Annotated in this window: 12 protein-coding genes; 9 read left to right on the top strand and 3 right to left on the bottom strand. The window is 39.1% G+C overall.

What is annotated here, in order from left to right:
* Window positions 1-266: 266 nt before the first annotated feature.
* Window positions 267-833, top strand: a complete 567-nt coding sequence (locus I6E70_RS19135) for a phosphoribosyltransferase (RefSeq protein ID WP_007377478.1) — start codon at window positions 267-269, stop codon at window positions 831-833.
* Window positions 834-880: 47 nt separating this feature from the next.
* Here I6E70_RS19135 and I6E70_RS19130 read toward each other — a convergent pair whose 3' ends face one another.
* Entirely contained in the window at window positions 881-1,537 is a 657-nt protein-coding gene (locus I6E70_RS19130) for a Crp/Fnr family transcriptional regulator (RefSeq protein WP_002962665.1), read from the bottom strand.
* 288 nt (window positions 1,538-1,825) lie between these two features.
* Here I6E70_RS19130 and I6E70_RS19125 point away from each other — a divergent pair, with 288 nt between their 5' ends.
* Complete coding sequence (locus tag I6E70_RS19125; RefSeq protein WP_002962663.1) at window positions 1,826-2,062, top strand: YgjV family protein; 237 nt, start codon at window positions 1,826-1,828, stop codon at window positions 2,060-2,062.
* Between the two features lie 367 nt (window positions 2,063-2,429).
* Here the strand turns inward: I6E70_RS19125 and rdgC are convergent, their stop codons facing one another.
* Both rdgC and I6E70_RS19115 read right to left on the bottom strand, forming a co-directional pair.
* The gene (gene rdgC, locus I6E70_RS19120; RefSeq protein ID WP_024589755.1) at window positions 2,430-3,347 is read right to left on the bottom strand and encodes a recombination-associated protein RdgC; all 918 of its coding nucleotides are present in this window, start codon (window positions 3,345-3,347) and stop codon (window positions 2,430-2,432) included.
* 378 nt (window positions 3,348-3,725) lie between these two features.
* Complete coding sequence (locus I6E70_RS19115; RefSeq protein WP_197189394.1) at window positions 3,726-5,495, bottom strand: sensor histidine kinase; 1,770 nt, start codon at window positions 5,493-5,495, stop codon at window positions 3,726-3,728.
* A 366-nt stretch (window positions 5,496-5,861) separates the two neighbouring features.
* Here I6E70_RS19115 and I6E70_RS19110 point away from each other — a divergent pair, with 366 nt between their 5' ends.
* The 7 genes from I6E70_RS19110 (at window position 5,862) to ribD (ending at window position 14,487) form a co-directional block, all read left to right on the top strand.
* Window positions 5,862-6,230 (top strand): response regulator, encoded by a 369-nt coding sequence (locus tag I6E70_RS19110; RefSeq protein ID WP_007587152.1) that lies wholly within the window; start codon window positions 5,862-5,864, stop codon window positions 6,228-6,230.
* A 228-nt stretch (window positions 6,231-6,458) separates the two neighbouring features.
* Window positions 6,459-8,876, top strand: a complete 2,418-nt coding sequence (gene thrA, locus I6E70_RS19105) for a bifunctional aspartate kinase/homoserine dehydrogenase I (protein WP_197183790.1) — start codon at window positions 6,459-6,461, stop codon at window positions 8,874-8,876.
* A gap of 9 nt (window positions 8,877-8,885) precedes the next feature.
* Window positions 8,886-9,821 carry a homoserine kinase gene (gene thrB, locus I6E70_RS19100; RefSeq protein ID WP_197189393.1) on the top strand — a complete coding sequence of 312 codons (936 nt, stop codon included), beginning with the start codon at window positions 8,886-8,888 and terminating at the stop codon, window positions 9,819-9,821.
* A gap of 11 nt (window positions 9,822-9,832) precedes the next feature.
* Window positions 9,833-11,116: a threonine synthase gene (gene thrC, locus I6E70_RS19095; RefSeq protein WP_197189392.1), complete on the top strand. Its 1,284-nt coding sequence runs from the start codon at window positions 9,833-9,835 to the stop codon at window positions 11,114-11,116.
* A gap of 269 nt (window positions 11,117-11,385) precedes the next feature.
* The gene (gene glyA, locus I6E70_RS19090) at window positions 11,386-12,642 is read left to right on the top strand and encodes a serine hydroxymethyltransferase (protein WP_024593690.1); all 1,257 of its coding nucleotides are present in this window, start codon (window positions 11,386-11,388) and stop codon (window positions 12,640-12,642) included.
* A 104-nt stretch (window positions 12,643-12,746) separates the two neighbouring features.
* Entirely contained in the window at window positions 12,747-13,196 is a 450-nt protein-coding gene (gene nrdR / locus I6E70_RS19085) for a transcriptional regulator NrdR (protein WP_002961761.1), read from the top strand.
* Window positions 13,197-13,362: 166 nt separating this feature from the next.
* Window positions 13,363-14,487, top strand: a complete 1,125-nt coding sequence (gene ribD, locus I6E70_RS19080; protein ID WP_197189391.1) for a bifunctional diaminohydroxyphosphoribosylaminopyrimidine deaminase/5-amino-6-(5-phosphoribosylamino)uracil reductase RibD — start codon at window positions 13,363-13,365, stop codon at window positions 14,485-14,487.
* Window positions 14,488-14,495 lie beyond the last annotated feature (8 nt).

Genomic DNA, 14,495 nt, shown 5'->3' with positions numbered 1-14,495 from the left:
TAATATTACCGGAGAAAAGAAAGCGAAAAGCTTATCCGCGAACGGTGCTCGCAAAGACACAAAAATATCCAGTTAGGTATAAACGAAAAAACACCACTCGTTCTTAAACGAGTGGTGTTAACCCTTGGGTGCCTATTTTTTAATTTACAGGCAAGCAATTTTATTTCATTTACGGTAAAATCAGTCGCCAATACCTGTTTGAGTTTAATTTTTGCTTAACTCTAAGCTGCGCTCAAATCTTATATCCACCACTGGGGTTTCTAATTATGTCAGATAAGTGCTACATCACAGCTCAACAGCTGCTTGAAGATTCGTTCCGCGTAGCGGCACAAGTATACCAAGATGGCTTTCGTCCTGATTTTATTATTGGTATTTGGCGAGGTGGTGCACCGATCGGTATTGCTGTTCAAGAATATTACGATTACAAAGGCATTGAGACTGACCACATTGCAGTACGTACATCGTCTTATTACGGTATTGGTAAACAGTCGAAAGAAATTAAAGTACACGGCTTACATTACATTGTAGAGAACGCAAATGCAGGTGATTCATTATTAATTGTTGATGATGTATTTGACTCAGGTCGTAGTATTGTTGCATTAAAAGAAAAGCTTTCAGAGCTTATGCGCTTAAACTTGCCACGTGATATTCGTATTGCATGCCCGTACTACAAGCCAAAAAACTCAAAAGTAGACACTGTTCCAGATTATTATATTCATGAATCTGAAGAGTGGTTAGTGTTCCCGCATGAATTATCGGGTTTAACACCGGATGAAATTATTGCTGGTAAATCTGATCTTGCGAAAATTCATGACATTTTGCTAGAGAAGTAATTAGTAATTTGCATAAATAAAAAAGGCCGTTAAGGCCTTTTTTTATTTTAAAGCTGAGCAAAGCTATCTACGTATTCACTTAGTTTTGGTATATCGACTGCTTGCAAGCCATCGTTACTTCTAAGTACCAAGCCTTTTTCTACGAGTTCTGTAACAACACGTCTGTAAGCTCGCTCAGTGGTAGCAAAACGTTCGGCTTCAGCATTTACAGTTGGGTAGGCTCTAAGTAGCGTAGGGTTGTTGTTCTCGGCCCTTAGTAAGCAATCTTTAGCTATGTTATAGCTAAGTGGTAGTAATAACTTATCTAAATTGATTTTTTGGTTTTCCTGAAACTTAGCCGCAATAGTTTGTGCTGTGTATAAGCTTAGTTCTGGTTTTTCAAGCAGTAGAGCACGCCAATGCCTTAATTCAATAAGGTTATAAGTGACATCGCTAAAGCACGTTACCGTATATATACACGGATTATTATTTAGCGCTTCTATTTCACCAATAAGGGTGTTGTTACAATCCAATTGTCCTAACAGCAGGCGTCGTCCATTACCTACGTCGTAACTAAACGACACAGTGCCACTGCGTACAAGCACAAGCTTGCTTAAAGGCTGATCTTGATGGATCAGAACTTCTTTTTTTGATTGTTGATAGCTACTACCGGCAAAGGTTAAAAGCTGATCAACAAGGTAACTAGAAAAATGGTATTGAAACATCAATGTGCTCTTCGGACATTTGTCCTATTTATTACATCTTAATGACGATAGCATTAAGACACTAAGAATTTACGCTAACTTGCTACTAATATTATTAGCTTTGCTAAGAGTATTATTTTACCTTCATTTCCCGTGTAATGATTTAAGAATTTGCTGGTATTTTCCGGCAAACTTTTTCAGGTTTTTTAAGCAGGTTAGCTTTTTTATTTTGTTGTAACTTTGCAATACTTACAAGTGCCATAAGATAGCAGTACATGTAATGCTAACCTAAAGGCTAGGAGAGAACAATTGAGTTGGGAATATTTAGGTTATATTGCATCAGCTTTATTGGTTGCATCGTTAACAATGACAGATGTAGTAAAACTACGTTGGTACAACATGTTTGGTTGTATTGTATTTACTGCTTACGGTGTTGCCATTGGCGCAGTGCCTGTTATTTTTACCAACGGCTTATTGTCGCTTGTAAATTTATACCACATTATAAAAATATATCGCCAACCTAAAGTTGAAGACGCTAAAAGCTAAAATAAGTTATCTGCACAAAGTAAGTTAATGGTTTTAATTAAAATCAAAAACTTCAGCTTTTGTGCAGTCCAGCTTAAAGCGTATATAGATAATCTCATATCACTCTACATAACTTACCTTGATGAACCTTTGAACCATGCTGTAATCTCCTACTTAAAAGATGATTACCTTAGGTTTTAATACGTCGATCGTTAGCTAAACTCTGCTTGCGGTTAATAAATATATAAATAAGCGCTTCTAAATTTCATAAAAAAATCCGATAGCAGTAAACTGCTATCGGATTTTTATCTGTTATACCAACCTGCTTACATATGCTATTTAATTCATTAAATTGCTTAAATATTTATGCAGGTAGGCACTATGGTATTTACGCTTTTTCTAAATCCTCAACGTCACCTAAACCTGCAGTTAGTTCTTCAAGTAATTGCTTTATTTCTTCAGAAGCTAAAATAAAGTCAGCATCAAGTTTTAAAGCCATATCTTCTTTAGGAATATCTGCGTTTTCTTCTTTTAGAGTTTCAGAGTAGCTTAAACGTTTGATAGAGCCATCGTTTTGCAGCATAAACTTAAGACGCTCTTGCCAATCAAGTGCAAGTTTAGTTACGCGTTTACCACTTTCTAAATGCGATTTAACTTCATCACACGATAGATCATGACCTTTAAGCTTTACTTGTGCGCCGCTGTCGTCTGCTTCTTCAAGTTCAGCGTCTGAGCCAATAGCAAAACCTTCTGGTGTACTAAAGTTAGTTAACCAATCAGTTAAAAATACATCTAGGTCGTAGTTAGCAAACGCAGGTACAACCGGAAGCGTTCCCAACGATTTACGAAGTAGTGCTAGTAGCTCTTCTGCTTTATTAAAGCTGCCACTATTTACAACAACCCAACCGTTTTCTTGGTCAATAAAGGCAAATTGTAAGCTCGACTTTTTAAATGCTTGAGGTAGAAGAGTATGAAGAATGTTTTCTTTCAATTCGTCTTTTTCTTTCTTTTTAACTGGGCGGTTTTCTTCGGCTTCTATCAGATCAATTTTCTCAGCGACTAGTTCGTTAATAACAGAAGCAGGGAGTACTTTTTCTTCACGTTTAGCGCAAACTAAAATACTTTTTTGAGAAAAATGCGATAGCGTATCGCCATGTTTTCCAAACGCTTTTGTCCAACCAAATGTTGCAAGCTCTTGACCAGTACATGGGCGAAATAAATCTTGCTCTAATGCTTTATCAAAGTCTTCTTGAGTATATGAAACGTCTTGCTTAAAGCGGTAACAAATAAGGTTACTAAACCACATAGGGGAATTGATCCATTTGAAAAATTTGTACAATCATAGCAATAAAAACAGCATCTCGAAATGACTGATTTGTTACTAGGGCGTGTTGAACTTTATGGATTGAAATTTGTTCAATCTAGGGGCGATTAAATCGCGGCGCGAGGTTTGTAACCTAGTGGAATAAGTAAAAACCGAGCAACAAAGAGTTAATCGTCCCTAGATCGAGCTCAAAGGGCAGCGCATGTTTGGTATTTATGCTGCGTTGTCGCCTATTTATGGGGAATAACCACGCTACATAGGCTCTGTCTTGCCTAAAAACCAAACACATTGCTGTAAATTCAACCACCAAAGAACAACACGCCCTAATAATTTAATGCATATACTTTTATTTATTCATATTTATTCATATTTATCAAAAATAGGCAGTGGCTTAGCCATGTTCTTCGGAAATTGAATATAGTAACGCAGACCTTTGCCCGGTTCACTCGTTGCATCAATAGAGCCACTAAGGGTTTGCTTGACCAAATTAAGCATTATATGGGTGCCTAATCCGCTACCACCTTCATCGCGTTTGGTAGTAAAAAATGGGTCAAATAATTTTTTTAATTGCTCGTTGGTAACACCGTTACCGTCATCTTTGTAATCAATAGTTAAGTTAGTGTCATCAGCGCTTATTTTAATATCCATTACACCGTTGCTTTTACCTTCAAAGCCATGAATAAGTGAGTTCATAATTAGGTTAGTAAAAATTTGGCTTATAGCCCCTGCAGGTAGATTTAAAACTAAATCATCAGGACATTCTAATTTTATAGTATGGGATGTCTTTTTTAGTTTTGGGTGCAGTGAGCGTATTACTTCGTTAGTGTAATCTTTAAAGTTAATGGTTCTTACTGCTTCACTGGCTTGATCGACCGCTATTTGTTTAAAGCTAGCAATAAGCTCCGAAGCTCTATCTAAGTTAGTGGTTAGTAAGCTTGTGCTTTGCTTTGCCTCGTTAATGAACTCTTCTAGTGCTTTTGGCGAAAGTGTTTTTTCGGTATAAGCATTTTCGAGTTTATTTAAGCGTTCTTGTAAAAATGATATTGCCGTTACACCTATCCCAATAGGGGTGTTTATATCGTGTGTAATACCTGCTACAAGTCCGCCTAGCGCAGCCATTTTTTCTGTGCCTAGTAAACGTTCCTGTGCAAGGCTTAACTCTTCTATATAGCGCTGAGATTCAGTTTGCTTTGTAATTAACTCTTGCTCTGTGCTGCGGCGTAAGTCTACTTCTTCGGTGAGGACAATTTTTTGCTTTTCGAGTTCGTATTTTTGCTGCTGTAAATCCATCATTGCTTGGCTTAAGTTGGATGTTTTACGGGCTACGTCTTGTTCAAGTTGTATGTTGTGTTGATCAAGCTTTTCGTTACTTATAATGAGTTCTTTTTGGGTGTGTTCAAGCTCTTTTCTATACTGAACCACTTTATCTATTAGTTTGTTAAATGACTGCTCCATCACTTTTAGTTCATTATGTTCTTCTGTTTCTATTTCTATATGTTGACCTTCTAGCTCGTCTAGTTCTAAATTTTCTAGTTGCTCAGTGAGTTCTGCTAAAGGGTCTGTAAGAAGTTTTCTAAATGCCATTAAAAATAAGATGATCAAAAAGGTGGTTTTAATCATCGCATTACCAATCAAAAAGTAGATTGATATCATAATGCGGCTAAAAACAACTTCTCGACTTGAGAATAAGGTAACGTCACCAACTTGAGTAGCACGACCTGAAAATTCAAAAATAAGTGGAAAGGTATAACCAAATAAACCCGATTTTGCGTCTTCTAAAATAACCTCTTCTTGTACTAACTGTTGGTTATATAGCTTGTGTATATCAAGAGAGCGCCCTAGCTGTGAAATAATTTCGCCGCTGTCGTCTCGAACAATAATCCCTTCAATCATGGGAATGGCGAGTAAACCTTCTGCTGTTGTAATTGTTTGCTTGGTATTAAGCTCCCAAATTGCACGTGTTAAGCTGCGACTAAAGGTTTTTTGTAAGGTACTAAGTTCATCGCGAATATAGTCTTTAGTATTGACGTATTCAGCAAGCACTTGTCCACAGGTCACTACAAAGGTAAGCAAAAAATAGACGGATAAAACGCTAGTCAGTAGCTTCTTAGAAAGACTTTTTTGTAACATGAGTGACTTGTTCATCCTTTATTATTTTTGTAACGTTACGATAGTAATTTAAAAGTTAGTCAATAAACCTCTAAAAATAAATAAAAAAGTTAAAATTTAATAAGATAAACCCAAAAAGTGAGCGTGTAGTATCAAAGTATTTAAACCAAGGTATAAATTAATAAATTCGTTATCTGTTATGTATTGTAGGCTTAATTAGTATTTGCTTTGGTTAATTATATCTTAAACGGATTTATTCTATATTTATCATTGTATTAAATTATTAATGCGCTGAGTGCTTTGAGGCGTGTTAAAGTGTCTAAAATGCAATGGAAGGCATTAGTTTAATAACCTTTTAATAACTTTGATGGTTGTGTAGTAGTAAACATGATGAAATTTTCGATATTAGTCTGTGACGATTCTGCAGTTGCCCGTAAACAAGTCGTGCGGTGTTTAAATGAATGTATAGACGCTCAAATACAACAAGCTACAAATGGAGCGCACGCTCTAGAACTTTTACGAGCACAAAGTTTTGATTTATTGTGCTTAGATCTCACCATGCCCGAAGTTGATGGTATACAAGTACTCGAGACTATAAAAACAGAAAAAATAGAGTGCTTTGTTTTAGTTATTTCTGCCGATATACAAGAAAAAATGAAGCAACGAGTCGCACAACTTGGCGCAATAGACTTTATCGATAAACCTATCAATAAATCTAACTTAAACGAAATATTGCATAAATTTGGCATTCATTAGGTTTTTTTATGTTAAAAAAGGCTGTTTTATCTTTTAATTTAGGGTTGACAGCATAGCCTTTGTTAAGGCAGTCTTAACATATGAAAACAATTAATCGCGTACTGACCATTATTATTACAACCATCATTCTTACTGGATAGTGGCATAGGTCGGTGCAACAAATTTAAAGGCCTGTGTTCACTTAGAACACAGGCCTTTTTTCGTTTTATGGGATGAGGAACATAAACAATGCGAGTTTTAAAATTTGGTGGGTCTTCGCTTGCCGACTATGCATGCTTACAACAGGTAGCTCAGCTAGTTAAAGCACAATTAAAAGATGAAATGCTTTTGGTACTTTCTGCTCCAGGTGGAATGACCGATTCGCTAGTTGCACTTGCAAGTGCAGCAGAACAAGGCTCTGACTTTTCGCAGCAATGGCAAGCATTAGTTAGCCGCTGTGAAGGTTTGAAAGCTGACGTTGAAAAAAGTGGTGTAGTAGTTACAAGTTGGCCAAACTTAAGGGAACTTAAAAATAAACTAGATGGCGTATCACTTATACAATGTTGCCCCGATCAAGTTCGCGCATTTGTAATTAGCTTTGGAGAGCGCGTTAGTGTTTCTTTAATGCAGGCTTTATTGAATTCGCACGATGCAAGATACTTAGAAGCAACAAGCTGTATCGCTTCAACTGGCGGTTATATCGACGCCGAGGCTGATTTAGTAACAAGTAAAGCGCGCTTTCAAGCTGTGCTTAAAGAAAGCCCTGCAACTATCTATATCATGCCTGGTTTTACAGCGAGTAATGACAAAGGTGAACTTACAACGCTTGGCCGTAATGGCTCAGACTACTCAGCAGCAATTGCCGCAGCATGTTTAGAAGCTGAAATTTGCCAAATTTGGACAGACGTTGATGGTGTATACAGTGCTGATCCTCGTTATATTAAAAAAGCGACTAAAGTAGATTTTTTATCTTATAAAGAAGCGATGGAGCTTTCTTACTTTGGTGCAAAAGTACTTCACCCTAAAACAATTTTGCCGTGTGCTAAAGCCGGCGTGCCGTGCGAAATTAAAAATACGCATAACCCAGACGCACAAGGCTCATTAATTGGTAACGATTATTCATCAGATGAGCCAGTAAAAGCGCTTTCGAGCCTACAAGACCTTGCAATGCTAACTGTCTCAGGGCCAGGCATGAAAGGCAAAGTAGGTATGGCGTCTAAGGTATTTAACGCGCTTGCTCACGATAACGTATCAATTGTATTGATCACGCAGTCATCATGCGAATTTAGCATTAGCTTTTGTGTACACGAAACAGACCTAGCACTTGCACTTGATGCGCTACAAACTGCATTTGAACTTGAATTACAAGCAGGGCTTATTGAGCCTGTACAAGTGCAGCGCAATTTAGCCATTGTTACTTTAGTGGGCGATAACATGCGCGCGCACCGTGGCTTAGCGGCTAAGTTTTTTGCATCGCTTGCACAAGCGCAAGTAAATATCGTGGCAATTGCACAGGATTCTACAGAAAGTGCTATCTCAGCAGTAATTGATGGTGAGCTATGTAACGACGCCGTAAAAATATGCCATGAAAACTTTTTCACGCATGTGCCGTCAATTGATGTATTTTTACTAGGTTGTGGCTTAGTCGGGCAAGAGCTTATTAATCAGCTTGAGCGCCAGCAAGCGTGGCTTGAAAAACGTAATATTAAACTTAATTTGTATGGTGTTGCTAACTCTCGTCAATTACACCTTGATAGTGAAGGTATTGCTTTTGGTGATTGGCAGCAAAAATTGGCCTCATCTGAGCAGGCGTTTGATTTAAAACTGGTAGAGCAGTTTGTTAAGCAAAATCATTTAGTAAACCCTGTGCTTGTTGATTGTACGTCGTCGGATGCACTTGCTGCGCAGTATGTAGACTTTTTAAATGCAGGTTTTCATGTGGTTGCTGCCAATAAAAAAGCAACAACAAGCTCATACACGTATTACCAAGATTTAATTGCAGCAACGCAAAAGAATAATCGTAAATTTTTATACGAAACAAACGTTGGTGCAGGCTTACCAGTAATCGACAACTTACAGTCGTTATTTGGTGCCGGTGATGAGTTATTAGAGTTTAGCGGTATTTTATCAGGTTCACTTTCGTATATGTTTGGCGCACTTCAAGATGGTTTATCACTTTCTGAGGCAACTATTAAAGCCAAAGAAAGTGGCTTTACTGAGCCAGATCCTCGTGATGATTTATCGGGTACCGATGTCGCACGTAAGTTATTGATCATTGCTCGCGAAGCCGGTATGAAATTAGAGCTAAGCGATATTGAAGTTGAGTCAGTATTACCACCAGGTTTTGCACAAGGTGATAGCGTTGATGAGTTTATGGCAAAACTACCAAGTTTAGATGCTGATTTTAACGACCGTATCAAAAGCGCTGCGAGCGAGGGTAGGGTACTTCGCTATGTAGGCACAATTAAAGAAGGCCACTGTAAAGTAGGTATTGAAGCGGTAGATGCAAAGCATGCGCTTAGTGTCATTCGTGATGGTGAAAACGCACTGGCTATTTTAAGCCAATACTACCAGCCACGTCCGTTTGTAATTCGTGGTTATGGCGCCGGCTCGGAAGTAACAGCCGCAGGTGTATTTGCTGATATTTTAAAAACGTTATCGCGCTAGGAGCTCGTTATGATTGAAGTATATGCTCCGGCGTCTATTGGTAATTTTGCAGTGGGTTTTGATGCACTTGGCGCAGCGCTTGCGCCAATTGATGGCAGTTTGTTAGGTGATGTAGCCGTTGTAAGCGCAGCACCAAGCGATGAGTTTATTTGCACAGGCGAGTACGCTCACAAGTTACCCAGTGATGCTAATGAAAATTTAGCGTACCAGTGCTTAGTGCATTTTAGAGCGCATGTTGCGCCTACTATGCCAAGCGTAAAGCTCGAGCTTAAAAAGAACTTACCAATTGGCTCTGGGCTTGGATCTAGCGCGTGTTCGGTCGTGGCTACCTTTGCTGCCCTTGATAAGTTTGCAAAAACTAATTTAAGTCAGGTTGAGCTTATCGAGCTTATGGCTGACTTTGAAGCTGTAGTGAGCGGTGGTCGTCATTACGATAACATCACGCCATGTTATTTAGGTGGCTTGCAGCTAACGGGTGATTTAATTCCTGATAAATCGATTGCACTGCCTGTTGATGAAAACTGGTATTACGTAGCTGCGTTTCCTGGTTTTTCACTTAATACAGCAAAAGCGCGTTCTGTTTTACCTAAAGAATTGAGCATGCATGCAAGTGTTGAGTTTGCGCAGCGTTTATCGGCATTTAGTAGCTTACTGTTAACTAGCCGTTTTGACGATGCGCTAAGCATAATGAAAGATGAAATAGCAGAACCTTACCGCGCACCGCTCATTAAAGGCTTTAGTGAAGCCAAAGCAAGCTTGCCAGCACTGGGCGCTGAAATAGTCAGTATTTCGGGCGCAGGACCAACCTTATTTACTGTGTGTAAAACACTTGAAGCTGCACAGCAATGCGCGCAGTGGTTAGAAACCAATTACATTAACGAGCAAGGCTTTTGCCACATTTGTAAATTAGATAACGACGGCACGCGTCAATTAACAGTTTTATAGGATAGGTAGTCATGCAATTACATAATTTAAAAGATAGCTCACAAAAAGTGTCGTTCGTTGAAGCTGTAAAAACAGGTTTGGGTCGTAACCAAGGTGTATTTTTCCCAGAATCACTGCCGCCACTGTCTGATGTTGATGCATTGCTTGATATGGACTTTGTTACGCGCAGCGGCAAAATATTATCTCACCTAATTGGTGATGAGTTACCAAGCGATACCGTGGCACAAATGGTTAAAAATGCATTTAACTTTCCAGTTAAGCTGGTGGAAGTTGAAGAGAACACATACTGTTTAGAGCTGTTTCATGGTCCTACACTTGCGTTTAAAGACTTTGGTGGTCGCTTTATGGCAGAGTGTTTAACGCAGTTTAATAAAGACGAGAAAGTAACTATTTTAACAGCAACATCGGGCGATACCGGTGCAGCCGTTGCGCATGCTTTTTACAATAAACCAAATATCGATGTTGTTATTTTATACCCTAAAGGCAAAATTTCACTTGCTCAGCAAAAGCTATTTACTACGCTAGGTAACAATATTCATTGTTATGCAGTTGAGGGCAGCTTTGATGATTGCCAAGAGTTAGTTAAAAATGCCTTTTTAGATGAAGAAGTTAAATCAACACTTGGGCTTAACTCAGCTAATTCAATTAATATTAGCCGTTTAGTTGCTCAGGTTTGTTACTACTTTGAAGCCATTGCACTGCTACCAAAAGAAAAGCGCGCAACAGCGCATATATCAGTGCCAAGTGGTAATTTTGGTAATGTGTGCGCCGCAATGATTGGTGCGGTTATTGGTTTACCTGTTGGCAAATTAAGTGCAACAACAAATCAAAATGATACTGTGCCGCGCTTTATGCTTGATAAAAACTGGACGCCAAACGCAACGCTTGAGTCGCTTTCAAATGCGATGGATGTAAGTAAGCCAAACAATTGGCCGCGTGTACAAACAATGTTAGATAATAACTGGTTTAGCTACGATAATTTTTATTCAACAAGCGTAAACGAGCAAGACACGCAAGCCGTGATGAAAAAAATTCAACAAACTGGCTATGTTGCAGAGCCTCATACTGCTATTGCTTACCAAGGTCTTGTTGAAAATCGTGCACCTGGTGCAGCGGGTATCTTTTTAGCGACAGCTCATCCTGCTAAGTTTAAAGAAAGCGTAGAGGGTATTCTAAATATTGAATTAGGTATGCCAAAACCACTTGCTGATGCACTAGCAAAACCATGCCTAGCAAGCGATATGAACGCCGATTACGACGCGTTACGTACCGAAATGCTCGCTAAATTAGGCTAAGTTAAATTAAAAGGAAAAGCGGCTTGAGCCGCTTTTTTTATAACTTTATACGGATGAGTACACTTAGTTATATTTACTAATTAAATGTAGTAAATATAATTCATTTAAAATTATTATGGCTTTATAAAAAAATATCATCTTAAAAGAGCTGTGAAATAGTTTCAATCCCTGTTTAAATATCCTCAACTTAAGAGCGTAGGCAAAGAGTCGTTTAAAGCGTACAATAAAGCCTCTAAAAAACACCATACACGTTGCCCTAGGAGACCCCAATGTTAGAACGTAGCATGAATATTTCGGATTTTGATCCAGAGTTATTTGACGCGATAACCAAAGAAACTGCTCGCCAAGAAGAGCATATCGAACTAATCGCTTCAGAAAACTACTGTAGCCCACGCGTACTAGAAGCGCAGGGTTCACAGCTTACAAACAAATACGCAGAAGGTTACCCAGGCAAACGTTATTATGGCGGTTGTGAGCATGTAGATGTTGTTGAGCAATTAGCAATTGACCGTGCTAACGAATTATTTGGTTCTGACTACGCTAACGTGCAGCCACATGCTGGTTCGCAAGCTAATGCAGCTGTTTTTCTAGCATTATTAGACGCTGGCGATACTGTATTAGGTATGAGCTTAGCTCATGGTGGTCACTTAACTCACGGTTCTCACGTAAGCTTCTCTGGTAAGCTTTACAATGCAATTCAATACGGACTAGATGAAGCAACGGGCGAAATTGATTACGCACAAGTTGAAGCACTAGCACTTGAGCACAAACCAAAAATGATTATTGGTGGTTTCTCAGCATACTCAGGTATTGTTGATTGGGCTAAATTCCGTGAAATTGCTGACAAAATCGGTGCTTATCTGTTTGTTGACATGGCTCACGTTGCGGGTTTAATTGCGGCAGGCGTTTACCCAAGCCCTGTTCCTCATGCACACGTTGTAACTACAACTACGCATAAAACACTTGCAGGCCCTCGTGGTGGTTTGATTATTTCTGCATGTGGCGACGAAGCAATCTACAAAAAGCTTAACAGCGCTGTTTTCCCTGGTGGCCAAGGCGGTCCTTTATGTCATGTTATTGCAGCAAAAGCAGTGGCATTTAAAGAAGCACTTCAACCAGAGTTTAAAGTATACCAAACACAAGTTGTTAAAAACGCAAAAGCAATGGTTGCTGTAATGCAAGAGCGCGGCTACAAAATCGTTTCTGACAAAACTGAAAACCACTTATTTTTACTTGATTTAATCGATAAAGATATCACTGGTAAAGATGCAGATGCTGCCCTAGGCAACGCTAACATCACAGTTAATAAAAACTCAGTACCGAACGATCCACGCTCACCATTTGTAACATCTGGTTTGCGTATTGGTTCTCCTGCAATTACTCGCCGTGGTTTTACTGAAGTAGAATCAAAAGAGCTTGCTGGCTGGATTTGTGACGTACTAGATAACATCACTGATGAATCTGTACAGGCGCAAGTTAAAGAAAAAGTAAAAGCAATTTGTGCAAAATTACCTGTTTACGCTTAATTGCATAAGCGGCAGTAATTTAGAGCACATAAGCCCTAATTTTTGCTAAGATAAAAGACCGCTATTTAGCGGTCTTTTTTGTTTTAAAACGGAAGTACCGAGCTATGCATTGTCCATTTTGTACCGCAAAAGATACTAAAGTTATTGACTCACGCCTTGTTGGCGGAGGCCATCAAGTTCGCAGGCGTCGTGAGTGTAACGACTGCCACGAGCGCTTTACTACATTTGAAGGCGCTGAACTGGTTATGCCTCGTGTTATTAAACAAGACGGCAGCCGCGAACCATTTAACGAAGATAAATTATTAAATGGCTTAAATCGCGCACTCGAAAAACGCCCAGTGAGCACAGAGCAAGTAGACGAAGTAGTGAATATAATAAAATCGCAACTACGCGCAACGGGTGAGCGAGAAATTTCAAGCCATTTGGTGGGGGAATGCATTATGGAAGCCCTCAAAAAGCTCGATAAAGTAGCGTACGTAAGATTTGCCTCTGTTTATCGCTCGTTTGAAGATATACGCGAATTTGGCGAAGAAATTGCCCGCTTAGGGGAGTAATACCAATTTTATTAAAAACATGATCATTCTATCGCATTAAATAGCGCACTCACTGCGTTAAAAATTATTCATATAGAACAACTATATGTCATAATTTTCGCCTTGTTATTGCGCTATTTTCTTAGCGCTATAATAGACCACTTATTTAACGCAATTGGTATAATAAATGCTGAACCAAGTTCCTTTTACCGAACATGATGAAATGTATATGGCACGTGCCATAGAGCTTGCCAAAAAAGGCCGATTTACTACCACGCCTAATCCTAATGTTGGCTGTGTATTAGTTAAAAATAATCAAATAATTGGTGAGGGTTTTCATCAATTAGCAGGTCAAGGCCATGCTGAAGTAAATGCACTGGCAATAGCTGGCAATAATGCACAAGGTGCAACGGCTTATGTAACGCTTGAACCGTGTAGTCATTATGGGCGTACGCCACCGTGTGCTGAAGGCTTAAAAAAGGCGGGCGTTGTAAAAGTAATTGCCGCTATGGTTGATACAAACCCACAAGTTGCAGGCAAAGGCCTTAAAATACTGAGCGATGCCGGTATTGAAGTTGCTTATGGATTACTTGAATCACAAGCTCGCGCACTTAACGTTGGCTTTTTTAAGCGAATGGAACAAGGCTTACCTTATGTGACCTGTAAAATGGCAGCAAGCATAGATGGTAAAACAGCGCTTAAAAATGGGCAAAGTAAGTGGATCACAAGTCCCGCTGCTCGCCAAGACGTACAATTATACCGAGCGCAAAGCTGCGCTATTTTAACCGGTGCCGATACCGTGTTAGTAGACGATGCTAAACTTAATGTGCGACTAAGCGAGTTGCCTTGCACGCTACCTACCGATTTACCGCTTCGCCAGCCCGTGCGTGTTATAATTGATTCACAGAATCGTTTAACGCCCAACCTTGCTTTATTTAAAATCCAAAGTGATGTAATAATATTTACGATTAAGGTTGATAAATCACTGCAATGGCCACATTTTGTAAAGCATATTGAAGTAAGTGAAAGTAACGGCAAAGTTGATTTACAGGCTGTTTTAGAAAAGCTTGGGCAACTGCAGTTTAATAATGTTTGGCTTGAGAGCGGAGCAACACTTGCTGGTAAAATGACAGAGCTTGATTTAGTTGACGAGTTTGTTTTTTATTTGGCGCCTAAATTAATGGGCCATGATGCAAAAAGTTTAGTTAATTTTCCTGAATTGACGAGTATGCAAAACACCGTTGATTTAACATTTAATGAATGTGCGCGCATTGGTGACGATTTACGTATCACCGCGTTAAAAACTCATTAAAATCACTT

This window comes from Pseudoalteromonas sp. NGC95 (assembly GCF_015864705.1).
Taxonomy (GTDB): domain Bacteria; phylum Pseudomonadota; class Gammaproteobacteria; order Enterobacterales; family Alteromonadaceae; genus Pseudoalteromonas; species Pseudoalteromonas arctica.
This window is presented reverse-complemented; position numbering and strand designations above follow the sequence as displayed.